This is a genomic window from Streptomyces sp. NPDC031670, from assembly GCF_055580545.1.
This window is the reverse complement of the sequence record NZ_JBVILC010000020.1, coordinates 53,298-77,226: the sequence shown is the minus strand read 5'-3', so window position 1 is coordinate 77,226 and position 23,929 is coordinate 53,298. Positions and strand designations below refer to the sequence as shown.

The 23,929-nt window shown below is 71.4% G+C and carries 21 protein-coding genes and 1 riboswitch; of the genes, 13 read left to right on the top strand and 8 right to left on the bottom strand.

Features of this window, described 5'->3' with window-relative positions; translation table 11 throughout:
* Nucleotides 1-15: 15 nt before the first annotated feature.
* Entirely contained in the window at nt 16-1,341 is a 1,326-nt protein-coding gene (gene aroA, locus ACZ5ID_RS29450; protein ID WP_468903845.1) for a 3-phosphoshikimate 1-carboxyvinyltransferase, read from the bottom strand.
* Nucleotides 1,342-1,367: 26 nt separating this feature from the next.
* Nucleotides 1,368-2,081, bottom strand: coding sequence for a M50 family metallopeptidase (locus ACZ5ID_RS29445; protein WP_468903842.1), 714 nt, complete (start codon nt 2,079-2,081; stop codon nt 1,368-1,370).
* A 49-nt stretch (nt 2,082-2,130) separates the two neighbouring features.
* Here ACZ5ID_RS29445 and ACZ5ID_RS29440 point away from each other — a divergent pair, with 49 nt between their 5' ends.
* The 8 genes from ACZ5ID_RS29440 to def all read left to right on the top strand — a co-directional run bounded on the left by ACZ5ID_RS29440 (nt 2,131) and on the right by def (nt 9,517).
* Nucleotides 2,131-2,952 (top strand): SOS response-associated peptidase, encoded by an 822-nt coding sequence (locus ACZ5ID_RS29440; protein ID WP_468903840.1) that lies wholly within the window; start codon nt 2,131-2,133, stop codon nt 2,950-2,952.
* Nucleotides 2,953-3,020: 68 nt separating this feature from the next.
* Nucleotides 3,021-3,656, top strand: a complete 636-nt coding sequence (locus tag ACZ5ID_RS29435) for an alpha/beta hydrolase family protein (RefSeq protein WP_468903838.1) — start codon at nt 3,021-3,023, stop codon at nt 3,654-3,656.
* A 256-nt stretch (nt 3,657-3,912) separates the two neighbouring features.
* A complete protein-coding gene (locus ACZ5ID_RS29430; RefSeq protein WP_180357259.1) occupies nt 3,913-4,557 on the top strand; it encodes a sigma-70 family RNA polymerase sigma factor in 645 nt (214 codons plus the stop codon).
* Nucleotides 4,554-4,847 carry a mycothiol system anti-sigma-R factor gene (gene rsrA / locus ACZ5ID_RS29425; protein WP_371654607.1) on the top strand — a complete coding sequence of 98 codons (294 nt, stop codon included), beginning with the start codon at nt 4,554-4,556 and terminating at the stop codon, nt 4,845-4,847. Before ACZ5ID_RS29430 ends, rsrA begins: the two co-directional genes overlap by 4 nt.
* A 206-nt stretch (nt 4,848-5,053) precedes the next feature.
* Entirely contained in the window at nt 5,054-6,436 is a 1,383-nt protein-coding gene (locus ACZ5ID_RS29420) for an HD-GYP domain-containing protein (protein ID WP_468903836.1), read from the top strand.
* Nucleotides 6,433-7,716, top strand: coding sequence for an HD-GYP domain-containing protein (locus tag ACZ5ID_RS29415; RefSeq protein WP_468903834.1), 1,284 nt, complete (start codon nt 6,433-6,435; stop codon nt 7,714-7,716). Before ACZ5ID_RS29420 ends, ACZ5ID_RS29415 begins: the two co-directional genes overlap by 4 nt.
* A gap of 113 nt (nt 7,717-7,829) precedes the next feature.
* Nucleotides 7,830-8,819, top strand: coding sequence for a tetratricopeptide repeat protein (locus ACZ5ID_RS29410; protein WP_468903832.1), 990 nt, complete (start codon nt 7,830-7,832; stop codon nt 8,817-8,819).
* Nucleotides 8,820-8,884: 65 nt separating this feature from the next.
* Nucleotides 8,885-9,517 carry a peptide deformylase gene (def, locus tag ACZ5ID_RS29405; RefSeq protein WP_468903830.1) on the top strand — a complete coding sequence of 211 codons (633 nt, stop codon included), beginning with the start codon at nt 8,885-8,887 and terminating at the stop codon, nt 9,515-9,517.
* A gap of 67 nt (nt 9,518-9,584) precedes the next feature.
* Here def and ACZ5ID_RS29400 read toward each other — a convergent pair whose 3' ends face one another.
* The 5 genes from ACZ5ID_RS29400 to ACZ5ID_RS29380 all read right to left on the bottom strand — a co-directional run bounded on the left by ACZ5ID_RS29400 (nt 9,585) and on the right by ACZ5ID_RS29380 (nt 16,245).
* Complete coding sequence (locus tag ACZ5ID_RS29400; RefSeq protein WP_468903829.1) at nt 9,585-10,598, bottom strand: ribonucleotide-diphosphate reductase subunit beta; 1,014 nt, start codon at nt 10,596-10,598, stop codon at nt 9,585-9,587.
* Nucleotides 10,598-12,976, bottom strand: coding sequence for a ribonucleoside-diphosphate reductase subunit alpha (locus ACZ5ID_RS29395; protein ID WP_468903826.1), 2,379 nt, complete (start codon nt 12,974-12,976; stop codon nt 10,598-10,600). The genes ACZ5ID_RS29400 and ACZ5ID_RS29395 overlap by 1 nt, the downstream gene beginning before the upstream one ends.
* 130 nt (nt 12,977-13,106) lie before the next feature.
* Nucleotides 13,107-13,246: riboswitch (cobalamin riboswitch) on the bottom strand.
* Between the two features lie 221 nt (nt 13,247-13,467).
* On the bottom strand, nt 13,468-15,099 hold the full coding sequence (gene mctP / locus ACZ5ID_RS29390) for a monocarboxylate uptake permease MctP (RefSeq protein WP_468903824.1): 1,632 nt from the start codon (nt 15,097-15,099) through the stop codon (nt 13,468-13,470).
* Nucleotides 15,096-15,350, bottom strand: a complete 255-nt coding sequence (locus ACZ5ID_RS29385) for a DUF3311 domain-containing protein (RefSeq protein WP_467871303.1) — start codon at nt 15,348-15,350, stop codon at nt 15,096-15,098. Before ACZ5ID_RS29385 ends, mctP begins: the two co-directional genes overlap by 4 nt.
* Nucleotides 15,351-15,480: 130 nt before the next feature.
* Nucleotides 15,481-16,245: a GntR family transcriptional regulator gene (locus ACZ5ID_RS29380; protein WP_468903821.1), complete on the bottom strand. Its 765-nt coding sequence runs from the start codon at nt 16,243-16,245 to the stop codon at nt 15,481-15,483.
* 283 nt (nt 16,246-16,528) lie between these two features.
* Here ACZ5ID_RS29380 and ACZ5ID_RS29375 point away from each other — a divergent pair, with 283 nt between their 5' ends.
* The 4 genes from ACZ5ID_RS29375 to ACZ5ID_RS29360 all read left to right on the top strand — a co-directional run bounded on the left by ACZ5ID_RS29375 (nt 16,529) and on the right by ACZ5ID_RS29360 (nt 21,281).
* Entirely contained in the window at nt 16,529-17,812 is a 1,284-nt protein-coding gene (locus tag ACZ5ID_RS29375) for an extracellular solute-binding protein (protein ID WP_468903819.1), read from the top strand.
* Nucleotides 17,813-17,893: 81 nt separating this feature from the next.
* Complete coding sequence (locus ACZ5ID_RS29370) at nt 17,894-18,889, top strand: carbohydrate ABC transporter permease (RefSeq protein ID WP_468903817.1); 996 nt, start codon at nt 17,894-17,896, stop codon at nt 18,887-18,889.
* 4 nt (nt 18,890-18,893) lie between these two features.
* Nucleotides 18,894-19,751 carry a carbohydrate ABC transporter permease gene (locus tag ACZ5ID_RS29365; protein WP_468903814.1) on the top strand — a complete coding sequence of 286 codons (858 nt, stop codon included), beginning with the start codon at nt 18,894-18,896 and terminating at the stop codon, nt 19,749-19,751.
* A gap of 9 nt (nt 19,752-19,760) precedes the next feature.
* The gene (locus ACZ5ID_RS29360) at nt 19,761-21,281 is read left to right on the top strand and encodes a glycoside hydrolase family 3 protein (protein ID WP_468903812.1); all 1,521 of its coding nucleotides are present in this window, start codon (nt 19,761-19,763) and stop codon (nt 21,279-21,281) included.
* Nucleotides 21,282-21,805: 524 nt separating this feature from the next.
* On the opposite strand, the gene nagB is transcribed toward ACZ5ID_RS29360, so the two are convergent.
* A complete protein-coding gene (nagB, locus tag ACZ5ID_RS29355) occupies nt 21,806-22,591 on the bottom strand; it encodes a glucosamine-6-phosphate deaminase (RefSeq protein ID WP_468903809.1) in 786 nt (261 codons plus the stop codon).
* A gap of 163 nt (nt 22,592-22,754) precedes the next feature.
* On the opposite strand from nagB, the gene ACZ5ID_RS29350 reads away from it, so the two are divergent.
* The gene (locus tag ACZ5ID_RS29350) at nt 22,755-23,828 is read left to right on the top strand and encodes an SIS domain-containing protein (RefSeq protein WP_468903807.1); all 1,074 of its coding nucleotides are present in this window, start codon (nt 22,755-22,757) and stop codon (nt 23,826-23,828) included.
* The last annotated feature ends 101 nt before the right edge of the window (nt 23,829-23,929 follow it).

Here is a 23,929-nt window from a genome sequence, read left to right as displayed (position 1 = left end):
CTGCTCAGGCCCCGCTCAGTTTCCGGCCCCGGTCAGCATCCCGGTCCACATCCGCGGGAAGTCGGGCAGCGTCTTGGCGGTCGTCGCCACGTTCTCGATCCGGACGCCCTCCACGGCGAGGCCGATGATCGAGCCGGCCGTGGCCATGCGGTGGTCGTCGTAGGTGTGGAAGACGCCGCCGTGCAGAGCGCGCGGGCGGATGTGCAGACCGTCGGCGGTCTCGGTGACATCGCCGCCGAGCTCGTTGATCTCCTTGGTGAGGGCCGCCAGCCGGTCCGTCTCGTGCAGGCGCAGATGGGCGACCCCGCGCAGCGTCGAGGGCGAGTCGGCCAGCGCCGCCACCGCCGCGATGCCCGGGGTGAGCTCGCCGACCTCGCCGAGGTCCACGTCGATGCCGTGGATCGAGCCGGAGCCGGTGAAGACCAGGCCCCGCTCGGTCAGCTCGCAGGAACCGCCCATCTCGGTGAAGATCCGCCGCAGCTGGTCGCCCGGCTGGGTGGTGCGCTCGGGCCAGTCCGGGATCGTCACCCTGCCGCCGGTGATCAGGGCGGCGGCCAGGAACGGCTGGGCGTTGGACAGGTCCGGCTCGACCGTGAGGTCGCGGCCGAGCAGCGCGGACGGCGAGACCCGCCACACGTTCGGCTCGCCGCCGGTCTCCGGCTCGTCCACCTGCGCGCCGACCGAGCGCAGCATGTCGACGGTCATCCGGATGTGCGGCATGGACGGCAGGGTGGCGCCGGTGTGCCGTACCTCCACGCCCTGGTTGAAGCGGGGCGCGGAGAGCAGCAGCGCGGAGACGAACTGGGAGGAGGAGGAGGCGTCGATCCGGACCCGGCCGCCGTCGAGGGCGCCGCTGCCGTGCACGGTGAGCGGGAGCGCGCCCCGGCCGTCGTCGTCGATCCGCGCGCCGAGCACGCGCAGGGCGTCGATCACGCCGTTCAGGGGCCGTTCGTACGAGCGGGGGTCGCCGTCGAAGCGGACGGGCCCGTCGGCGAGCGCGGCCACGGGGGGCAGGAAGCGCATGACCGTACCGGCGTTGCCCACGTCGATGGTGGCCGGGCCGTGCAGACCGGCGGGGATCACACGCCAGGCCTCGCCGGAGCCGTCCGGGCCCACGCCCTCCTCGATGCCGACGCCGAGCGCGCGCAGCGCCTCGGCCATCAGCAGGGTGTCCCGGGAGCGCAGGGGGCGCCGCAGCCAGCCGGGCTCGGCGGCGAGGGAGGCCAGCACCAGCGCCCGGTTGGTGACCGATTTCGATCCGGGCACGGTGACCGTCGCGTCGACGGCTCCGCTTGCTACGGGGGCGGGCCAGAGGGCGGGGTGCACGGGCGTTTCGGTCATGGCTCTCACTTTAGTGGTGGGAGAACCTAGAGTCCGAGCAGCCACCGTCCGCCGCCGATGAGCGAGCAGACCGAGACGGCGTGGAAGAGGAAGAGCCAGAGCGCCGGTGGTACGGACGTGAGTCGCGCCAGCTGGTCGGCGTCTGTGTCGCTGACGGCGCCGCCGTGGTGCCGGCGCCGCTTGGCCTGGAGCTCGAAGGCCGGCCGTACGCCCCCGAGGAGCAGGAACCACACCACCGTGTACGCGAACGCGGACTGCACATCGGGCGAGGTCAGCCAGGACACCAGCAGGAAGGCGGCGCCGCTGAGGACCACGGTGAGCATGCCGTACAGGTTGCGGATCATCACCAGCATCGCGAGCAGCAGGGCGGTGGCGAGCCAGAGCAGCAGGGTGACGCGGTGGGCCGCGAGCAGCCAGGCTCCGCCCAGGCCGAGCAGCGGGGGAGCGGTGTAGCCGGCGGCGGCGGTGAGGATCATGCCGAGGCCGGTCGGGCGGCCCCGGCTGACGGTGAGGCCGCTGGTGTCGGAGTGGAGCCGGATGCCGTCGAGGCGGCGGCCCGTGAGCAGGGCCACCAGGCCGTGGCCGCCCTCGTGGGCGATGGTGATCGCGTTGCGGGACAGCCGCCAGACGCCGTGCGGCAGCACGACGGCGAGGGCGGCTATCGCGGTGGCCACCACCAGCCACTGGGCGGGGGCGGCCTGGGTGCCGAAAACGTGCAGGTCGGGCATTTCATCGGCCATTTCCGGGACGGCTCCTCGTGGTCGGCTGCCGCGTGGCAGGGTGACGGTCATGTGTGGGAGGTATGCGGCGAGTCGTAGCCCCGAGGATCTCGCGGGCGTCTTCGAGATAGAGAAGTGGGACCCCGATCCGAGCGAGACGCTGGCGCCCGACTGGAACGTGGCCCCGACCAAAGAGGTCTACGCGGTCCTGGAGCGTCCACTGAAAGACGCGGACGACCCGCGTCCGGTTCGCCAGCTGCGGAAACTTCGGTGGGGCCTGGTGCCGTCCTGGGCGAGCTCGCCGGACGGGGCCGCGCGCATGATCAACGCGCGGGCGGAGACGGTGCACGAGAAGCCGTCGTTCCGGCGGCCCTTCGCGGCCCGCCGCTGCATCATCCCGGCCGACGGCTACTACGAGTGGGTCACCGGGGTGGACGAGCGGGAGCTGGAGGTCGAGGGGAAGCGGAAACGGCCCCGCAAGCAGCCGTACTTCATCTCCCCGGCGGACGGTTCGGTGTTCGCGATGGCCGGGCTCTACGAGTTCTGGCGGGACGCCTCACTGCCGGACGACCATCCGCGCGCGTGGTGGGCGACCTGTTCGGTGATCACGACGGAGGCGGAGAAGGGGCCACTGGGGGTGGCGCCCGCGGAGGGGCCGTCCACGCTGTACGCGATCCATCCCCGGATGCCGCTGATGCTGACGCCGTCGCGGTGGGACGCGTGGCTGGACCCGTCCTCGATGTCCGTGGAGGAGCTCCGGGGGCTGCTGGCTCCGCCGCCGGAGGGGCTGATGCGGGCGTACGCGGTCTCGACGGCGGTCAGCAATGTGCGGAACAACGGGCCGGAGCTGCTGAAGGAGCTGGCGGGGCCGGAGGAGGGGACGCTCTTCTAGGGGACCGCGCCCCCCGGTGGGGCGTGCGGGAGCGCGGCGGATCTCCGTTCGCCGGGCAGGATGGGGATGTGACCCCTACCGATCTCGTCGAGACGCCCGCCGGGGACGCCCGGATCACCTGGCACCACGCCCCTGCCCCCCGGCTCCTCCTCGCGCTGGGCCACGGCGCCGGCGGCGGCATCGACGCGCGCGATCTCGTCGCGCTCGCCGGCGCCCTGCCCCCGCTCGGCGTGAGCGTTGCCCTCGTGGAGCAGCCCTGGCGCGTCGCCGGGAAGAAGGTGGCACCGGCGCCCAGGACCCTGGACACGGGGTGGCGGGCCGTGTGGCCCGCCCTCGCCGCCGCGGGGGTGCCCGTCGTCGCCGGCGGGCGCAGCGCCGGTGCCCGGGTCGCCTGCCGGACCGCGCGCGAGCTGGGGGCGCACGCCGTGCTCGCGCTGAGCTTCCCGCTGCACCCGCCCGGCCGCCCCGAGAAGTCCCGTGCCGAGGAACTGCTCGGGACCGGGGTGCCCACCCTCGTCGTCCAGGGCGGCAACGACCCCTTCGGGCGGCCGGGGGAGTTCCCCGAGGGGGAGTACGCGTTGGTGGAGGTGCCCTCCGGGGACCACGGGTTCGCCGTGCCCAAGCGGGGCTCGCTGACGCAGGACGAGGCCCTCGGGATCATCACCCGGGGCGTCGGGCGGTGGGCGGGCGCACTGCGGGAATGACACGTACCGGTCCGCTGTTGTGACGGACGTGTACATCCGCAGGGCCGGTATTTCTGGAGAGGGAGTCCGTCGCATGGGTTCGACCATCTGCCCCAGCCGCTCACGCGGCGCTGACCTGGACTGGACGGTGCTGTCGGCGGCCAAGATCGCTCCCAATGGAGCGGCGGGCGGACCGGATCGGCGGGAACCGTCGAAGACTCGACTATTCTCCGATTCGAGCGGGTCCGGCTTCGGACTCGTCACACCGTTCGAGGAGGTGGGTCCGGTCACAGGGACCGACGACGGCCACGTGGAAGAGTCGACCGCCGAGCGCAACGCACGCTTCGAGCGGGATGCCCTCGGCTACCTCGACCAGATGTACTCGGCCGCGCTGCGCATGACGCGCAACCCCGCGGACGCCGAGGACCTGGTGCAGGAGACCTACGCGAAGGCATACGGATCCTTCCACCAGTTCCGGGAGGGGACGAACCTCAAGGCTTGGCTCTACCGGATTCTCACCAACACCTTCATCAACTCGTACCGCAAGAAGCAGCGTGAACCGCAGCGCAGCGCCGCCGAGGAGATCGAGGACTGGCAGCTCGCGCGCGCCGAGTCGCACATGTCGACCGGACTGCGGTCGGCGGAGTCGCAGGCGCTGGACCACCTGCCCGACTCCGACGTGAAGGAAGCCCTCCAGGCGATCCCCGAGGAGTTCCGCATCGCCGTGTATCTGGCGGACGTGGAGGGCTTTGCGTACAAGGAGATCGCGGACATCATGGGTACACCCATCGGTACGGTGATGTCCCGGCTGCACCGGGGCCGCCGCCAACTGCGCGGAATGCTGGAGGACTACGCCCGTGACCGCGGGCTCGTCCCGGCCGGCGCCGGCGAGTCGGACGAAGCGAAAGGCTCGGGCTCATGAGCTGCGGAGAGCCGCACGAGACGGACTGCTCTGAGGTCCTGGACCATCTCTACGAGTTCCTCGACCACGAGATGCCCGACAGCGACTGCAACAAGTTCGAGGTGCACTTCGAGGAGTGCTCGCCGTGCTTGGAGAAGTACGGCCTCGAACAGGCCGTGAAGAAGCTGGTGAAACGGTGCTGCGGGTCGGACGACGTCCCCGCCGACCTGCGCTCCAAGGTCATGGGCCGGATCGACCTGATCCGCTCCGGCCAGGCCGTGCCGGACCAGGACATCGTCACCGAGAGCTGAGCCGGGAGCCGTTCCCCGGTTCCTCGCGGGAGGAAGGGCCGCTGCCACGGGCGCGGCCCTTTTTTCGTCCCTCGAATCCGTACCGGGAATCTGTCACCCGAAGGTGCTAATCCGCCCGGGCCCGAACGGTTCAATCCGACAATGCGCCTACCCGTCGTCCCGTGCGGGCCTATCCTCCCGATCCGGAGCAGGTAGGGAGGCGCGCCATGGACCGACCGCAGTGGCGGACCCTGCCCCGGGGGGCGCGTGCCGTTCTCCTGGGCGCGGTGGTGTCCGCCGGGGCGTGCGCCTTACCCGTGGCGCGCGGGGGCGTCCCCTGGGGCGCGCTCGGCCTGCTCGCCGCTCTGTACGCGCTGTGCGAATGGCCCGCGCGCTGCCCCTTCCTCGCCGGCCGCGTCACCGTGCCGACCGCCCCCGGCTCCTTCTTCCCGGTGCTGCTCGCCGCCGCCTTCCTGCTGCCGCCCGCCGCGGCCGTGCTGGTCGCCGTCCCCGGCACGCTCCTCGTCCAGGCCGAGCAGGAGCCCCGGGCCCCGCGCCGGCTGTGGCGGGCGGCCCGGCTGGCGCTCGCCGTGGGCGCCGCCGCCGAGGCGCACGCCCTGCTCGGCGGACGCGCCCCGCTCGGCGGCACCCCGGCCGCCCCGGCCCCCGACTTCCCGTACGTCCTGCTGCCCGCCGGGGCCGCCGCGCTGGTCTTCTGCGCGGTCCTGGCCGCCCTCGACGGGCTGATCCTGTGGACCGCCGAGCGGCTGCCGGCCCGCACCGCCTGGCGCGGGCTGCTGCTGCGCTCGCTGGGCCCGTACTGCGTCCACGGCCTCGCCGGGCTGATGATGGCGGTCCTCTGGCGCAGCCCGTACGGCCCGCCCGCCGCCCTGCTGGTGCTGCTCCCGATGTACGTCTCGTGCTGGGTCTTCGCGCAGTACCACCGCGAGCACGCCGCCCACCAGGCCACCATCCGCGCCCTCGTGCAGGCCGTCGACATCAAGGACACCTACACGCGCGGCCACAGCGAGCGCGTCGGACTCGCCTCCGTGCTGATCGCCCGGGAGCTCGGCATGGAGGAGGGCCGCGTCGAGGTGCTGCGGTTCGCCGGGATCCTGCACGACGTGGGCAAGCTGGGCGTGCCCACCCGGCTGCTGCGCAAGGACGGGCCGCTCACCCCGCAGGAGCGCGCGGTGATCGAGCTGCACCCCGAGTACGGGCACGAGATGGTGCGCGGCATCGGCTTCCTCGGGGAGGCGCGCGCCGCGATCCTGCACCACCACGAGCGGCTCGACGGCAGCGGCTACCCCTACGGCCTGGCCGGCGGGCAGATCCCGGAGTTCGCCCGGGTGGTCGCCGTCGCCGACGCCTTCGACGCGATGACCTCGACCCGCTCCTACAGCCGTGCCCGGCCGGTGCGGGCCGCGGTCGAGGAGCTGAAGCGGTGCGCCGGACGCCAGTTCGACCCCGCGATGGTGGGCGCCCTGGTGCGCGCCCTCGACCGGCACGGCTGGCACCCCGCGGTGACGGCGGACGAGCCGGACCGGGGCGCGGGCCCAGGACGCCGAAACGTCCCGGCGCGCGACACCGCCCGGGCCGGGCGCCCATGAGCCCCCCGCGGGCGCGTGCGCTGCCGTCCACGGTCGCCCTGGTGTACGGGGCCGCCGCCGCCCTCACCGCCTGGGCGCTGGCCGCCACCTTCTGGTCCGGGGTCGAGGAGCCCGGCGTCGCGCTCGCCTTCGGTGCCCTGGTCACCGTCGGGGAGCTGGCCCGCTGGGGGGACGGGGCGGACGAGGGCACCGCCGCCGCGCGCGAGAGCGCGCCGCTCGGCTCGGCGGGCGCCCTCGCGTACGCCCTGCTCGGCCGGAACGCCGGGCACCCCACCCACCACGGCGTCCTCCAGTCCGTCGCCGTGGTGCTGGCCGCCGCCCTGGTCGGCGCGGTGCCGCACGTGGCGGCCGGCCGGGGCCCGAGCCTGGACCGGATGGCCCGGCGGGTGCTGACGGTCGCCTTCGCCGCCGCCTGCTTCCAGCCGCTCTACAACTCGGGCACGCTGGAGCTGTGGGTCGGGCACGGCCCGTACTACGCGCTGTTCCTGCTGCTCGTCCTGGTGCTCACCGCCCTGTGCGACGCGGTCGTCGCCGCCGCGCTGCTGCGGTCCCGCACCTCCTTCCCGTACGGCCCGCTGCTCCGCGACGAGCTGCGGGCGCTGCTCGGCGTCGGCTCGGCGGTCTGCGCCACCGGGGCCGTCATCGCCCTCGCGGTCGCCGTGGCGGGGCTGTGGGCGCTCCCGGTGTTCTGTGTGCCGCTGCTCCTGACCCAGCTGGCGTTCCGGCGGTACGCGGCCGTACGCACCACCTACCGGCAGACCATCACCTCGCTCGCCCGCGCCACCGAGATCGCCGGCTACACCCAGCCCGGCCACGCCCGCCGGGTCGCGGTGCTCAGCCGGGCCGTCGGGCGCGAGCTGGGGCTGAGCGAGTCCGAGCTGACCGTCCTGGAGTACGCGGCGCTGATGCACGACATCGGCCAACTCTCACTGGTCGACCCCGTGCCCGCCGGGGCCACCGCGCTGCTGCCCGCCGCCGAACAGCGCCGGATAGCCCTTCTCGGCGGGGCCGTGGTGCGCCAGACCGGGGTGCCCGCCGAGGTCGCGGTGATCGTGGAACGGCAGGCCGACCCCTACCGCGAGCAGCCGCTGCCCGCGAGGATCGTGCGCGCGGTCAACGCCTACGACGACCTCGCGGGCCCCCCGGGCGGGCCGGGCAGCTCCCTGAGCGCCCTGGAGCGGCTCCGGCTGGGCACCGGACGGGACTATCAGCCCGAGGTCGTCGAATCCCTCGCACGCGTCCTGGCCAGGGGCTGTCTGACCCTGGCGGCACCTGGGTAACCCAGGAGTAATGAGCGGCCTTCCGGCCGGGCATGGTTGGATGCGAAAGAACCCAGAAAACTGGGAGACCGAAGACCGGCTCGGAGGCAGGTCGGTCTGGGCAGGCGGGAATCGTGAGGATCTTCGGCAAGGGACGGCACCGGCCCTCCGCCTCGTGGCGGCAGGCCACGGACCGTGCGTTCACGCTGATCGGCGACGGCAGGTACGAGGACGCCGGCGCGCTGCTGACGCGCGCCGCGGACCTGGAACCGTGGCTCTCCGAGTCCTGGTTCAACCTGGCGCTGCTCCACAAGTTCCGGCACGACTGGGAGCAGGCGCGGGCGGCGGGCCTGCGGGCCGTGGCGCTGCTGGACAAGGAGACCGGCGCTCCGGACTGGTGGAACGTCGGGATCGCCGCCACGGCGCTCCAGGACTGGCCGCTGGCGCGGCGGGCCTGGCAGGCGTACGGACTCAAGGTGCGCGGCTACCAGGAGACGGCCACCGGCGCCGGCGAGCCGCTGGGGATGGAGCTCGGCAGCGCGGCCGTGCGGCTCTCGCCCGAGGGCGAGGCCGAGGTGGTGTGGGGCCGCAGGCTGGACCCGGCGCGGATCGAGGTCCTCTCGATCCCGCTGCCGTCCTCCGGGCGGCGCTGGGGCGAGGTGGTCCTGCACGACGGGGTGCCGCACGGCGAGCGCACGGTCGCGGCCGGGCCCTCCTTCCCCGTCTTCGACGAGATCGAGCTGTGGGCGCCCTCGCCGGTGCCCACCTGGGTGGTGCTCCTGGAGGCCGCCACCGAGGCCGACCGGGACGCCCTGGAGCGCCTCGCGGCCGACGCGGGCTTCGCCGCCGAGGACTGGTCGTCTTCGGTGCGGCTGCTGTGCCGGGCCTGCTCGGAGTCGACGATGCCCAGCGACGAGGGCGACGGCGAGCACCTGGACCCGCACGACCACAGCGAGCCGGGCCACCCCGGCCCGCTGGGCCACCGCACGGCCGGGGACCTGTGGGTACCCGAGCGCGAGTGCGGGATCGCGGCCCCGCCCGGGCTGGTGCGCGGACTGCTCGACGGCTGGGTCGCGGACAGCCCCGACAGCCGCGAGTGGCGGGATCTGGAGGAAGTCTGCTGACCGTGCCCTCAGGGCCTAGGCTGTACGGGTTCGGAACCGGGTTTTCAGGAAGGCGTACGGCGGACATGTCGCAGCAGGAGACGGACCAGCAGGCCGCGAACGACGGGTTCGTCGTCGACACGGAGGACTGCGAGGAGCGCGAGCAGGCGTACCGCGCGCGGGGCACGTCCCGGCCCATCACGGTCGTCGGCAACCCGGTGCTGCACAAGGAGTGCAAGGACGTCACCGAGTTCGACGACAAGCTCGCCGCGCTGATCGACGACATGTTCGCCAGCCAGCGCACCGCCGAGGGCGTGGGCCTGGCCGCCAACCAGATCGGCGTGGACCTGAAGGTCTTCGTCTACGACTGCCCGGACGACGAGGGCGTGCGCCACGTCGGCGTCGTGTGCAACCCGGTCCTGGAGGAGCTCCCCGCCGACCGCCGGGTCCTCGACGAGTCCAACGAGGGCTGCCTCTCGGTCCCCACCGCCTACGCGGAGCTGGCCCGCCCCGACTACGCGGTGGTCCGCGGCCAGGACGCCCAGGGCAACCCGATCCGGGTCCGCGGCACCGGCTACTTCGCCCGCTGCCTCCAGCACGAGACGGACCACCTGTACGGCTACCTGTACATCGACCGCCTCTCCAAGCGCGACCGCAAGGACGCGCTGCGGCAGATGGCGGAGAACACGCCCCGCTACGAGGTCGTCCCGAACGCGTAGCCGTCCGTACGTACGGCGAAGGGCCCCGCACCACGGACGGTGCGGGGCCCTTCGCCGTACGGAGAGGCTAGAACTCCTCGTCGAAGCCCACCGAGCCCTCGACCGCCACCTGGTAGGCGGACGGGCGGCGCTCGAAGAAGTTCGTGAGCTCCTGGACGCCCTGGAGCTCCATGAAGGAGAAGGGGTTCGAGGAGCCGTACACCGGCGCGAAGCCGAGGCGGGTCAGGCGCTGGTCGGCGACGCACTGGAGGTACTCGCGCATCGACGCCGTGTTCATGCCCGGCAGACCCTCGCCGCACAGGTCGCGGCCGAACTGGAGCTCCGCCTCGACGGCCTCCTTGATCATGTCGGTGACCTGCTGCTGGAGCGCGTCGTCGAAGAGCTCCGGCTCCTCCTTGCGGACGGTGTCCACGACCTCGAAGGCGAAGTTCATGTGCATCGTCTCGTCGCGGAACACCCAGTTGGTGCCGGTGGCGAGGCCGTGCAGCAGACCGCGCGAGCGGAACCAGTACACGTACGCGAAGGCGCCGTAGAAGAACAGGCCCTCGATGCAGGCGGCGAAGCAGATCAGGTTCAGCAGGAAGCGGCGGCGGTCGGCCTTGGTCTCCAGCCGGTCGAGCTTCTCGACCTCGTTGATCCACTTGAAGCAGAACTGCGCCTTCTCACGGATGGAGGGGATGTTCTCCACCGCGTCGAACGCCGCCGCGCGGTCGTCCGGGTCGGGCAGGTAGGTGTCGAGCAGCGTCAGATAGAACTGGACGTGCACGGCCTCCTCGAAGAGCTGGCGGCTCAGGTACAGCCGCGCCTCGGGGGAGTTGATGTGCTTGTACAGCGTCAGGACCAGGTTGTTCGCCACGATCGAGTCGCCCGTGGCGAAGAACGCCACCAGCCGGCCGATCATGTGCTGCTCGCCCGGCGAGAGCTTGGCGAGGTCGGCGACGTCGGAGTGGAGGTCGACCTCCTCCACCGTCCAGGTGTTCTTGATCGCGTCCCGGTAGCGCTCGTAGAAGTCCGGGTAGCGCATCGGACGCAGGGTCAGTTCGAAGCCCGGGTCGAGCAGGTTCTTGTCGGTGGAGCTCATTACTGGCAGGCCTCGCAGGACTCGGGGTTCTCAAGGGAGCAGGCGACCGCGTCGGCGTCGGGGGCGGCCTGCTGGACGGGGATGGGGGCGCTGGCCTGCGCGGCGCGGGCGATGCGCGTGGCCGGGCGCGAGCGCAGGTAGTACGTCGTCTTCAGCCCCTGCTTCCAGGCGTACGCGTACATCGACGACAGCTTGCCGATGGTGGGCGTCTCCAGGAACAGGTTCAGCGACTGCGACTGGTCCAGGAACGGGGTACGGGCCGCGGCCATGTCGATGAGGCCGCGCTGCGGGATCTCCCAGGCCGTGCGGTAGAGCGCGCGCACGTCGGCGGGGATCCAGCTGAAGTCCTGGACCGAGCCGCTCGCCTCGCGCAGCGCCTCGCGGGACTGCGCGTCCCACACGCCGAGCCGCTTCAGGTCCTCCACCAGGTAGCCGTTGACCTGGAGGAACTCACCCGAGAGCGTCTCGCGCTTGAAGAGGTTGGAGACCTGCGGCTCGATGCACTCGTAGACGCCGGCGATGGAGGCGATGGTCGCGGTCGGGGCGATCGCGAGCAGCAGCGAGTTGCGCATGCCCACCGAGGCGATCCGCTCGCGCAGCGCCGCCCAGCGCTCCGGCCAGTTCAGCTCGACGTCGTAGTGGTCGGGGTGCAGCACACCGCGGGCCGTACGGGTCTTGTCCCAGGCCGGCAGCGGACCCGAGCGCTCGGCGAGGTCGCAGGACGCCTCGTAGGCGGTGAGCATGATGCGCTCGGCGAGCTTCGTCGACAGGGCCTTCGCCTCGGGGGAGTCGAAGGGCAGGCGCAGCTTGAAGAAGACGTCCTGGAGGCCCATCGCGCCCAGGCCCACCGGGCGCCACTTGGCGTTGGAGCGGCCGGCCTGCTCGGTCGGGTAGAAGTTGATGTCGACGACCCGGTCCAGGAACGTCACGGCGGTGCGGACGGCCGAGTCCAGACGCTCCCAGTCGATCTCGCCGGAGGCCAGTACGAAGGCGCCGAGGTTGACCGAGCCGAGGTTGCAGACGGCCGTCTCGCCGTCGTCGGTGACCTCCAGGATCTCGGTGCACAGGTTGGAGGAGTGGACCGTGTGGCCGGGCTCCGCCGTCTGGTTGGCGGTGCGGTTGGAGGCGTCCTTGAAGGTCATCCAGCCGTTGCCGGTCTGCGCCAGGGTGCGCATCATCCGGCCGTACAGGTCCCGCGCCGGGATCGTCTTCTGGGCCAGACCCGCGGCCTCGGCCCTGCGGTAGGCGGCGTCGAACTCCTCGCCCCACAGGTCGACCAGCTCGGGCACGTCGGCGGGGGAGAACAGCGACCAGGTGCCGTCCGCGTCCACCCGGCGCATGAACTCGTCCGGGATCCAGTGCGCCAGGTTCAGGTTGTGGGTGCGCCGGGCGTCCTCACCGGTGTTGTCGCGCAGCTCCAGGAACTCCTCGATGTCGGAGTGCCAGGTCTCCAGGTAGACCGCCGCGGCGCCCTTGCGCCGGCCGCCCTGGTTGACGGCCGCCACCGAGGCGTCCAGCGTCTTCAGGAACGGGACGATGCCGTTGGAGTGGCCGTTGGTGCCCCGGATGAGCGAGCCGCGCGAGCGGATGCGGGAGTACGACAGGCCGATGCCGCCGGCGTGCTTGGACAGGCGCGCCACCTGGTGGTAGCGGTCGTAGATCGAGTCCAGCTCGTCCAGCGGGGAGTCCAGCAGGTAGCAGCTGGACATCTGCGGGTGGCGGGTGCCGGAGTTGAAGAGCGTGGGGGAGGACGGCAGGTAGTCGAGCCGGCTCATCAGCCCGTACAGCGAGGCGACCTCGTCCAGCGCGCGCACCGAGTCGTCCTCGGCCAGGCCCGCCGCGACCCGGAGCATGAAGTACTGCGGGGTCTCGATGACCTGGCGGGTGATCGGGTGGCGCAGGAGGTAGCGGGAGTAGAGCGTGCGCAGGCCGAAGTAGCCGAAGCGGTCGTCGGCGCCGTCCGCGAGGGAGGCCTCGACCAGCGCGTCGAGCCGGGCCGCGTGCAGCCGCACGAAGTCGGCGGTGCGGTCCGCGATCAGCCCCTCGCGGTGGCCGACCTCGACCGACTCGGAGAACGAGATGGAGCCCTGGCCCGCGGCCTCCTCGGCGATCGTGAGCGTCAGCAGCCGGGCGGCGAGACGGGAGTACGCCGGGTCCTCGGAGATCAGACCCGCGGCGGCCTCGGTGGCGAGCCCACGCAACTCCGCCTCGTCCGAGCGCGCGTTGCGTCCGCGCAGCGCGGCGGCGGCGACCCGGCCGGGGTCGGTGTCCACCAGATCGGCGGTGAGGTCGGTCAGGGTCCGCAGCAGCGCGGTCCCGGGGGCGTCGACCGACTCCTCGGTGATCGCTGAAGCGGGATCCGCAGGGGCGATGGTCACGTGGGGGCACTCCTCGCTCGGCACGGGGCCTCGGGGAAGTGCGCGGGCACACGGACACACCCCCTCGGGGGTACGCCGCGTCCACTGCCCATTCCGCGAGGCCCGGACGTCTCGGCACCCGGACCGGACGGTCAGGGCGGGCTGTTCGGCAGGTCCTCGGACTGAACAAGTACGCGAATGCGTACCAGTACACCGTTGCGGGACAGTTCCGGATTTGCACCGGATTCCCCTGCGGCGACAGCGAGCATGAGCATACATCTTGTGCCGGGCGGTCGTGGCGCCCCCACATGTTGTGTCGCATCCGTACCGGAGTGTGTGTGCTGGGTAGTTGCTTCACTGCGGGCCGGCGGGGGCTTGTCGCGCGGTTCCCCGCGCCCCTGAGGGGGTTGCGGATGCCCTAGGCCGGAACCGCGAGGCGGTCGTGGGCATTCCCCCGAGCCACGAAAACGGGCCGCCGGGTTTCCCCGGCGGCCCGTCTCATGTTGTCCGGCTCAGTGCGCCGAGCCCGCCGTCGCCGGGGGCAGTTCGACCTCCACGCCCGGGTCGCCCGCGTCCGCGGTGTAGTCCTGCGGGGACGTCTCGTCGGCCCCGTCAGGGGCCTTCACGGCCCGCAGGACGAACGTGAGGACCACCGTGACCGCCACGTTCAGGACGAAGGCCGTCAGGCCGATGTAGCCGATCTCACCGATGCCGGGGATCTCCCTGGAGCTGCCGCCGAAGTGCTTCTGGGTGGGGGAGGCGACCCCGTACGCGGCGAGCGTGCCGTACGCCATGCCGACCGCCCAGCCCGCGAGCAGCGCCCAGCGGTGGAACCAGCGCGTGAACAGACCGCCCACCAGGGCCGGGAAGGTCTGCAGGATCCAGATGCCGCCGAGCAGCTGGAAGTTGATCGCGACCGTCTTGTCCATGGTCAGGACGAAGACCAGCGCGCCCACCTTCACCAGAAGCGAGACGATCTTGGAGACCTGTGCCTCCTGCTTGGGCGTGGCGTCCGGCTTGATGAAGTCCCGGTAGATGTTGCGGGTGAACAGGTTCGCCGCCGCGATCGACATGATGGCCGCCGGGACGAGCGCGCCGATGCCGATCGCCGCGAAGGCCACGCCCGCGAACCAGTCCGGGAACATGTCCTCGAAGAGCTGCGGGATGGCCAGCTGGCCGTTCTTGACCTTGACCCCGGCGGCGATCGCCATGAAGCCGAGCAGCGCGAGCAGCCCCAGCATCAGCGAGTACAGGGGCAGGATCGTGGTGTTGCGGCGGATGACGTTGCGGCTGCGGGAGGAGAGGGTCGCCGTGATCGAGTGCGGGTACATGAACAGCGCCAGCGCGGAGCCGAGGGCGAGCGTGGCGTAGGTCCACTGGCCCGCCTCGCCGGGCACCAGCGCGCCGGTGGGCTTGCCGGCCGCGTTGGGCGTCTCGAACTTGTGCCGGGCCGCCGCGAAGATGTCGTCGAAGCCGCCGAGCTTGATCGGGATGTAGATGATCGCCACCAGGATGACGATGTAGATCAGCGTGTCCTTCACGAACGCGATCAGGGCGGGGGCGCGCAGACCCGAGGAGTAGGTGTACGCGGCGAGCACCGCGAACGCGATCAGCAGCGGCAGGTCCTTGACGAACCAGTTGCCGGAGCCGCCGATGCCCATCACGTCCAGCACCGCCTGGATGCCGACGAGCTGGAGCGCGATGTAGGGCATCGTGGCGAGGATGCCGGTGACCGCGACCGCGAGCGAGAGGCTCTTGGAGCCGAACCGGCCGCGTACGAAGTCCGAGGTCGTCACATAGCCGTGCTTGTGCGAGACCGACCAGAGCCGCGGCAGGAAGGTGAAGATGAGCGGATAGACGAGGATCGTGTACGGCACCGCGAAGAACCCGGCCGCGCCCGCCGCGTACACCGCCGCCGGGACCGCGACGAAGGTGTACGCCGTGTAGAGGTCACCGCCGAGCAGGAACCAGGTGACCCAGGTGCCGAAGGAGCGCCCGCCCAGCCCCCATTCGTCGAGGCTGTGCTCGTTCTCGGCGCGGCGCCAGCGGGCGGCCATGAAGCCGACGACCGTGACGGCGAGGAAGAAGAAGATGAAGACGCCGAGCGCGACGCCGTTCACCCCGTCCTTGGCTGCGAGCGTCACTTGCCCTCACCCGCCTTGCGGCCCTGCTGGTCACGCTGCCACAGCTTGTACGCGAGCATCGTGAGCGCGGTGGATATGACCACCCACAGCATCTGGTACCAGTAGAAGAACGGGATCCCGGCGAGGGCCGGGTCGGCCTTCGCGTACGAACCGACCCACAGCATCGCCACGAAGGGCGCGATCAGGCAGAGCGCGATGACCACGCGCACCGGCGTGATCACCGCTCTCGGCGTTTGCGTTGTTTCCGGCATGGTGGCTCCGTCCCCTCACTGTGCTCACCTGTTGTAATGCGCACGAAATCTAGGGGACGGAATCCCGCCACGGAACCCCTGTACCGGATACCGGACGTGAACCGGCGGCCGGCTCAGCCGGCCGGCTGCCTCAGTCCGTCGGCCGCTTGAGCCGTGCGACGAACTTGTAGCGGTCGCCGCGGTAGACCGAGCGCACCCACTCCACCGGCTCGCCGTCGCCGTCCAGGGAGTGCCGGGAGAGCATCAGCATGGGCAGGCCCACGTCCGTGCCGAGCAGTCCGGCCTCGCGCGGGGTGGCCAGCGACGTCTCGATGGTCTCCTCGGCCTCGGCGAGCCGCACCCCGTACACCTCGTTGAGGGCGGTGTAGAGGGAGGTGTACTTGACGAGCGAGCGGCGCAGCGCGGGGAAGCGCTTGGCGGACAGGTGCGTGGTCTCGATCGCCATCGGCTCACCGCTCGCCAGACGCAGCCGCTCGATGCGCAGCACCCTGCCGCCCGCGGCGATGTCGAGCAGCCCGGCGAGCGTGTCGTCGGCCGTCACATAGCCGAGGTCCAGGAGCTGCGAGGTGGGCTCCAGGCCCTGGGCGCGCATGTCCTCGGTGTACGAGGTCAGTTGCAGGGCCTGGGAGACCTTGGGCTTGGCGACGAACGTGCCCTTGCCCTGGATGCGCTCCAGACGCCCCTCCACGACCAGCTCCTGGAGGGCCTGGCGCACGGTGGTGCGGGAGGTGTCGAACTCGGCGGCCAGGGTGCGCTCGGGCGGCACCGGGGTCCCCGGCGGCAGGGTCTCCGTCATGTCGAGCAGATGCCGCTTGAGGCGGTAGTACTTGGGCACGCGAGCGGTCCGGGCGCCGACGCCCGCCTCTGTCTCCGTACCGCTCCCGTCGGTGGCCATGGCCCGCCTTCCCGAGTGCTGCGCTGCTGCCGTCACCGGCTCCTCCGTCTGTCGCGGCTCACATGGTGGCACGGACCGGTCACGGGTCGTCGCCCTCCCTCAGGTGTCGGTCCGATAACGGACGCGACAGCCCTTCTTATACACCCTTGACACCCCTAAAGGTCTAGGCCAAGCTCCCGGGTACTGGTCTAAACCATTAAAGACCAGGTCCCAGCCCCACAGCAGTACACGTCATATGTCTTCGCGGTGGGCGGGGGGTTGCAGCATCCCTGAGGAGGGTGGCGTGAAGCGCAAGCTCATCGCGGCGATCGGCGTCGCGGGCATGTTGGTCGGCATCGCGGCGTGTGGCTCCGACGACAAGAAGGACGACGGCGCCAAGGGCGGCGACGCCAAGTCGCTGACGGTCTGGCTGACGGTCGACGCGCAGAAGAACTGGCCAGACCTGGTCAAGGCGGCCGACGACGCGATCGTCGCCAAGCACCCGGGCCTGAAGATCAACCACGAGTACTACGGCTGGCCGGACAAGAACGCCAAGCTCGACGCCGTGCTCGCCACCGACAAGGCCCCCGACGTCGTCGAGATGGGCAACACCGAGATGCTCGCCTACTCGGTCAAGGGCGCCTTCGCGGAGGTCGACCCGTCGAAGTTCGACAACTCCTCCGCCTGGCTCGACGGCCTCAAGGCCTCGGTCACCTACGACGGCAAGACCTACGGCGTCCCGTACTACGCCGGTGGCCGCACCGCCACCTGGCGCAAGGACATCGCCGCCGAGGCCGGCGTCACCGCCACCCCGAAGACGTACACCGAGCTGACCGCCGACCTGGACAAGATCCAGGCCAAGAAGGGCGACAAGTTCAGCGCCTGGTACCAGCCGAGCCGCGACTGGTACGCGGCCATGTCGTACGTGTACGACGCCGGCGGCTCCATCGCCAAGGAGGACGGCGGCGCGTTCAAGGGCAACCTGTCCTCGCCGGAGTCCCTCAAGGGTCTGAACGAGTACAAGAACATCCTCGACAAGTACATGCACGGCGACAAGACGAAGGACGAGGCCGACCGCCCGATCGTCTACGGCCAGGGCAAGTCCGGTCTGGTCTTCAGCCCGGCCTGGGAGGGCGCCAACGCGGCCCTGCCGGAGAACGACAAGGTCGGCAAGCTCGCCGACAAGATCGAGTCGTTCGTGATGCCCGGCCCGTCCGGCAAGGCCATGCCGGTCTTTCTCGGCGGCTCCGACCTCGCGGTCCCGGTCAAGTCCAAGGCGCAGGCGCTCGCCGCCGAGTGGATCAACGCGTTCACCGGCACCCAGGGCCAGAAGGGCCTGGTCGCCAAGCAGAACCTGCCCAACAACAAGACGGCCCTCGCCCCGCTGAAGTCGGACCCGAAGACGGCCGTCGCGGCCACCGCGGCCGAGTCCAGCTGGTTCGTGCCCATGGCCCCGGGCTGGGGCCAGGTCGAGAAGGCCAAGGTCCTCCAGGACATGCTGCAGGCCATCGGTACCGGCAAGAAGTCGGTCGAGCAGGCCGCGAAGGACGCGGACGCCGCGATCGACAAGGTCATCAACACCAAGTGACCTGTGGGCGAGGGCCCCGTCGGAAGAGCGACGGGGCCCTCGCCCGGCCAGTACCGAAAGAGGGACCGCTAGGAGCGCGCGATGAGTGCCGCAGAGACAACCACCGCCAAGGTGCCGCCGGCGCGGCGCGACCCACTACCGGGTGGGGGACCAGGAAAGCCCAAGAGGCCGGTCGGCAGACGCGGAGCGGGACAGGCGGCGGTGCCCTGGGCGCTGCTCGCCCCGTGCCTGCTGGCGCTCGCCCTGGTCCTCGGCTATCCGCTGGTACGCCTGGTCACCCTGTCGTTCCAGAAGTTCGGCCAGCCGCAGCTGTGGGGCTTCAAGGACCCGGAGTCGGTCGGCTTCGACAACTTCACCAACGTCCTGAGCGACAGCGAGTTCTGGACCGTCGTCGTGCGGACCGTGCTGTTCGCCTTCACCGCGGTCGTGCTGACCATGGTGCTGGGCATGCTGGTCGCCCTGCTGCTCCAGCGGGTCTCCGGCTGGGTCAAGACCCTGGTCAACATCGCCCTGGTGGCGAGCTGGGGCATGCCGATCGTCGTCGCCATCACCATCTTCAAGTGGATGTTCGACAGCGACTTCGGCGTACTGAACTGGCTGCTCAGCCAGGTGCCCGGGGTCGACATGATCGGCCACAACTGGTTCGCCAGCGGCACCCAGGGCCTCGCCGTCATCATGCTGCTCGTGGTCTGGGGCGCGGTGCCGTTCGTCGTCATCACCCTCAGCGCGGGCCTCACCCAGGTCCCCCAGGAACTGGAGGAGGCCGCCCGGCTCGACGGCGCGGGCTCCTGGGGCGTGTTCCGGCATGTGACGCTGCCGATCCTCAAGCCCGTCATCGTGATGCTGGCGACCCTCTCGGTCATCTGGGACATGGGGGTCTTCCCGCAGGTCTTCGTGATGCGCGGCAACCACCCGGAGCCGGAGTTCCAGCTGCTGACCACGTACTCGTACGACAAGGCGTTCGTGGTCAACGACTACTCGCAGGGCTCCGCGATCGCGCTGCTGACCGTGCTGCTGCTGCTCGGTGTGATCGCCGTGTACATGCGGCAGATGCTGAAGATCGGAGAGGTGGAGTAACAGGATGGCTGCCTCCGACGCACAGGCGCTCGCCCGCCCCCGCAAGAAGAAGTCCAAGCTCGGCTGGAACCTGCTCGGACTGCTGGTCTTCGCCACCGCCGGCTTCCCGGTCTACTGGATGCTCAACACCGCGCTCAAGCCGGCCAAGGACGCGATCGACCCGGACCCCCACTTCTTCCCCCGGACGCTCACCACCGAGAACTTCCGCCGGGCGCTGGACATCGGGGACTTCTGGGGCTCGATCGGCCGCTCGCTGATCGTCTCCGTCGTGGTCGTGGTGATCGGCATCGCGGTCGGACTGCTCGCGGCGCTCGCCATCTCGCGGTTCGCGTTCCGGGGCCGCAAGATCGTGATCATCGGCATCCTGGCGGTCCAGATGGTCCCGCTGGTCGCGATGATCATTCCGGTCTTCCTGCTCCTCAACGACCTGGGCCAGTACGACAAGCTGTCCGGTCTGATCCTCACCTATCTGACCTTCATCCTCCCCTTCACGGTCTGGACGCTGCGCGGCTTCATCGTCAACGTCCCCAAGGAGCTGGAGGAGGCGGCGATGGTCGACGGGTGCAGCCGCACCGGCGCGTTCATCCGCGTGGTCTTCCCGCTGCTGGCCCCCGGCATGGTGGCCACCTCGGTTTACGGCTTCATCCAGGCGTGGAACGAATACCTGTACGCCCTCATGCTGATGAGCCAGAACCACCAGACCGCCACCGTGTGGCTGTCCAGCTTCACCACCCAGCACGGCACCGAGTTCGCCCCGATGATGGCCGGCTCCACCATGATGGCCGTCCCCATCGTGGTCCTCTTCCTCCTCGTCCAGCGCAAGATGGCCGCGGGTCTGACGGCCGGCGCAGTGAAGGGATAACGCCGCCCCATGACGACGATCGCACGCAGCACCAACACACTCACGCGTGACGCCCTCACCGTCCTGCAGCCCGGCTTCGTCGGCACCACCGCCCCCGACTGGCTGCTGCGCCGGATCGGCGAAGGCCTCACCTCGGTGGGCCTGTTCGGCCGCAACATCGCCACGGCCGGCCAACTGGCCGCCCTGACCTCCCAGCTGCGGGCCGAACGGGACGACGTCCTGGTGGCCATCGACGAGGAGGGCGGTGACGTCACCCGGCTGGAGGTCCGTACGGGCTCGTCCTTCCCCGGCAACCTGGCGCTCGGGTCGGTGGACGACACCGACCTGACCCGGGCGGTGGCGCACGAGCTCGGCCGCCGGCTCGCGGCCTGTGGGGTGGACCTCAACTGGGCCCCGTCCGCCGACGTCAACTCGAATCCCGGCAACCCGGTCATCGGGGTACGGTCGTTCGGCGCCGACCCGCACCTGGTGGCACGGCACACCGCCGCGTACATCGAGGGACTCCAGTCCGCCGGGGTCGCCGCCTGCACCAAGCACTTCCCCGGCCACGGCGACACGGCGGTCGACTCGCACCACGCGCTGCCGCGCATCGACGTGGACCTCGACACCCTGCACGCCCGTGAACTGGTGCCGTTCCGCGCGGCGATCGCCGCGGGTTCCAAGTCGGTCATGAGCGCGCACATCCTGCTTCCCGCGCTCGACCCGACCCGCCCGGCGACGCTGAGCCCACGTGTCCTGACCGGGCTGCTGCGCGAGGAACTCGGCTACGACGGGCTGATCGTCACCGACGCGGTGGAGATGCAGGCCATCGCCTCGACGTACGGGATCGAGCGCGGCTCGGTCCTCGCTATCGCGGCCGGCGCCGACGCGCTGTGCGTCGGCGGCGGCCTGGCGGACGAGGACACCGTGCTGCGGCTGCGCGACGCGCTGGTCGCGGCGGTACGCGAGGGGGAACTGCCCGAACCGCGCCTGGCCGACGCGGCGGAGCGGGTACGCGCTCTCGCGTCCTGGACCCGGCAGGCCAGGGGGGACGTGGCGGGGCCGGGCGCGGAGGTGCAGGAGGGGACCGCGCCCGGCGCCCGCTCCGGCGCCGACATCGGACTGGTCGCGGCGCGGCGCGCGCTGCGGGTCACCGGGGACGCGCTCCCGCTGACCGGGCCGCCCTATGTGGCCGCCTTCACCCCCGTCGCGAACATCGCGGTCGGCGACGAGACGCCGTGGGGGGTGGCGGCGGAGCTGGCGGCGCTGCTGCCGGGGACGTCGACGGGCACCTACGGCCCGTCCGTGGACCCGTCCTCGGTGCTGGCCGCGGCCGGGTCCCGCCGGATCGTGGCGGTCGTACGGGACGAGCACCGGCATCCGTGGATGGGGGCGACGCTGGACGCGCTGCTGTCGGCGCGGCCGGACACGGTGGTGATCGAGATGGGGGTGCCGCAGGCGGGGGCGCGGGGGGCCGTGCATGTGGCTACGCATGGGGCGGCACGGGTGTGCGGCCGGGCAGCGGCGGAAATCCTGTCCCCCACGCCCTGACCCCCCCCGGGCGGGGCGCCCCTGTGCTGCCCGGTGGTTGTCTGCGGTCCGGTGGGTGGCTGGTCGCGCAGTTCCCCGCGCCCCTGTGCTGCCGGGGATTCGTCTGCCGGTCGGTGGTGGGTTGCTCGCGCAGTTCCCCGCGCCCCTTCAGGGCCCGGTGGTTGTCTGCGGGTTGTCTGTGGCTGAGCGCGCAGTTCCCCGCGCCCCTGTGCTGCCGGGGATTCGTCTGCCGGTCGGTGGTGGGTTGCTCGCGCAGTTCCCCGCGCCCCTTCGGGGCCCGGTGGTCGTCTGCGGGTTGTCTGTGGCTGAGCGCGCAGTTCCCCGCGCCCCTAGGTAGTTAGGGGCGCGGGGAACTGCGCGAGCAACCCTCCACGGTCCGCAGGCGAGAGGGGGTTTGGGGGCGCGGGGAACTGCGCGATCAGCCACCCACGGTCCGCAGGCGAAAAGGGGTCCAGGGGTGCGGGAGACGAGCTCGGGGCGTAGCCCAGCCCAGCCCCCACCCCGGGAGGGGGTCGGGTAGGGGATTACAACCCCTGCCAGGCCGGCTTGTTCGCGTACGTGTGGCGGAAATACTCCGAAAGCTTCAGCTTCGACGCCGCCCCCTCATCCACCACCACCGTCACATGCGGATGCAACTGCAGCGCCGACGCGGGCACCACGGACGCCACCGGCCCCTCCACGGTCTGGGCCACCGCCTCCGCCTTGCCCTCGCCCGTGGCGAGCAGCACCACGTGCCGCGCCTCCAGGATCGTGCCGATGCCCTGCGTGATGACGTGGTGCGGCACCTGCTCGATGTCGTCGTCGAAGAAGCGCGCGTTGTCCACCCGCGTCTGCTCCGTCAGCGTCTTGATCCGGGTGCGGGAGGCGATCGACGAGCAGGGCTCGTTGAAGCCGATGTGCCCGTCGGTGCCGATCCCGAGGATCTGGAGGTCCACACCCCCGGCCGCCACCAGCGCCCGGTCGTACGCCTCGCACGCCGCCTGGACGTCCGCCGCCGAGCCGTCCGGCCCGATGAACGAGTCCGGGCCGAGCCCGAGCGGCTCCACGACCTGGCGGATCACGGTCGCGCGGTAGGACTCGGGATGGCCGGTCGGCAGCCCGACGTACTCGTCGAGCTGGCACACCCGCGCCCGCGAGACATCGACCGCGCCCGCCGCGACCTTGGCCGTCAGCGCGTCGTAGATGGGCAGCGGGGTCGAGCCGGTGGCCACGCCCAGCAGGGCGTCGGGCTTGCGGCGCCACAGCGCCGCGATGGTCTCCGCGATGAGCTCGCCGCCCGCCTTGGCGTCCGGGACGATGACAACTTCCACGTGGGCCTGCCGATCTGGAGAGGGACGTACGTAACTGACCAGGGTGGTATAGACCAATCTAGCAGAGCGGGCCCGTCTCCCGCTGGCGGTCGTACCGTCCGCCATGGTCGACTTAAGGGGTTTCGGCAAGGCGTACAGAGACCGCCCCTGGGAGGCATGGCGTATGTCGTCGACACAGACCGGGGCGCCCCACGGCGAGCAGCCCGGCCGGATCATGTACGGGGAGATGGCCGAGCAGCCGGCCGTACTGCGCCGCATCCTCGCCGACGGGGCCCCGCGCATCCGCGAGGTGGCCGCCGCGATCGCCGCCCGCGCCCCCCGCTTCGTCCTGCTGACCGCCCGCGGGACCTCCGACAACGCGGCCCTGTACGCCAAGTACCTGCTGGAGATCCGGCTCGGGATGCCCTGCGGGCTCACCTCGATGTCCACGACCACCGCGTACGGCGCCCGCCCCGACCTCAGCGACGTCCTCGTCATCACCGTCAGCCAGTCCGGCGGCTCGCCCGACCTCGTCGACTCCACCCGGGCCGCCCGGCGCGCGGGCGCGATCACGCTGGCCGTCACCAACAACGCCGACTCGCCGCTCGCCGCCGTCTCCGAGCACCACATCGACATCCTGGCCGGGCCGGAGAAGGCGCTGCCCGCGACCAAGACGTACACCGCCTCGCTGCTCGCCCTCTACCTCTTCGTGGAGGGGCTGCGCGGCGGTGACGTCTCGGCGGCCGGGGCGCTGCCGGGGCTCGCGGACCGGATCCTGGCGCGCCGGGCCGAGGTGCGGCAGCTGGCCTCGCGCTACCGCTTCGCCGAACGCATGGTCATCACCTCGCGCGGCTACGGCTACCCCACGGCCAAGGAGGCCGCTCTCAAGCTGATGGAGACCAGCTACATCCCGGCCCTGTCGTACTCCGGCGCGGATCTGCTGCACGGCCCGCTCGCCATGGTCGACAACATCTCCCCGGTGATCGCGGTGGTCACCGACGGCCGCGGCGGCCAGGCCCTTCAGCCGGTGCTCGACCGGCTGCGCGGCCGGGGGGCCGACCTCTTCGTCGTCGGCCCCCAGGCGCAGGTGGACGCGGCCTCGGCCGGGTTCGTCCTGCCGGTCGAGGGCGTCCCCGAGGAGCTCCAGCCGGTTCTGGAGATCCTTCCGCTGCAACTCCTCGCCTACGAGGTGACCATCGCCCGGGGCCAGGACCCCGACGCCCCCCGCGCCCTGGCGAAGGTGACCGAGACCCGCTGACCGGGGGGCGTAGAGGCCCGAGGGGTGGAACGGGCTAGGCGTAACGCCCCGCGCATGGCAGGCTCTACCCGCCTGGAGCAGGGCCGGCAAACGGATGGACA

Coding starts and splice junctions, on each gene's coding strand:
- aroA (WP_468903845.1), bottom strand. CDS start 1,341: ATGACCGAAACGCCCGTGCACCCCGCCCTCTGGCCCGCCCCCGTAGCA.
- ACZ5ID_RS29445 (WP_468903842.1), bottom strand. CDS start 2,081: ATGGCCGATGAAATGCCCGACCTGCACGTTTTCGGCACCCAGGCCGCC.
- ACZ5ID_RS29440 (WP_468903840.1), top strand. CDS start 2,131: ATGTGTGGGAGGTATGCGGCGAGTCGTAGCCCCGAGGATCTCGCGGGC.
- rsrA (WP_371654607.1), top strand. CDS start 4,554: ATGAGCTGCGGAGAGCCGCACGAGACGGACTGCTCTGAGGTCCTGGAC.
- ACZ5ID_RS29420 (WP_468903836.1), top strand. CDS start 5,054: ATGGACCGACCGCAGTGGCGGACCCTGCCCCGGGGGGCGCGTGCCGTT.
- ACZ5ID_RS29415 (WP_468903834.1), top strand. CDS start 6,433: ATGAGCCCCCCGCGGGCGCGTGCGCTGCCGTCCACGGTCGCCCTGGTG.
- def (WP_468903830.1), top strand. CDS start 8,885: ATGTCGCAGCAGGAGACGGACCAGCAGGCCGCGAACGACGGGTTCGTC.
- ACZ5ID_RS29400 (WP_468903829.1), bottom strand. CDS start 10,598: ATGAGCTCCACCGACAAGAACCTGCTCGACCCGGGCTTCGAACTGACC.
- ACZ5ID_RS29385 (WP_467871303.1), bottom strand. CDS start 15,350: ATGCCGGAAACAACGCAAACGCCGAGAGCGGTGATCACGCCGGTGCGC.
- ACZ5ID_RS29380 (WP_468903821.1), bottom strand. CDS start 16,245: ATGGCCACCGACGGGAGCGGTACGGAGACAGAGGCGGGCGTCGGCGCC.
- ACZ5ID_RS29370 (WP_468903817.1), top strand. CDS start 17,894: ATGAGTGCCGCAGAGACAACCACCGCCAAGGTGCCGCCGGCGCGGCGC.
- ACZ5ID_RS29365 (WP_468903814.1), top strand. CDS start 18,894: ATGGCTGCCTCCGACGCACAGGCGCTCGCCCGCCCCCGCAAGAAGAAG.
- ACZ5ID_RS29360 (WP_468903812.1), top strand. CDS start 19,761: ATGACGACGATCGCACGCAGCACCAACACACTCACGCGTGACGCCCTC.
- ACZ5ID_RS29350 (WP_468903807.1), top strand. CDS start 22,755: ATGTCGTCGACACAGACCGGGGCGCCCCACGGCGAGCAGCCCGGCCGG.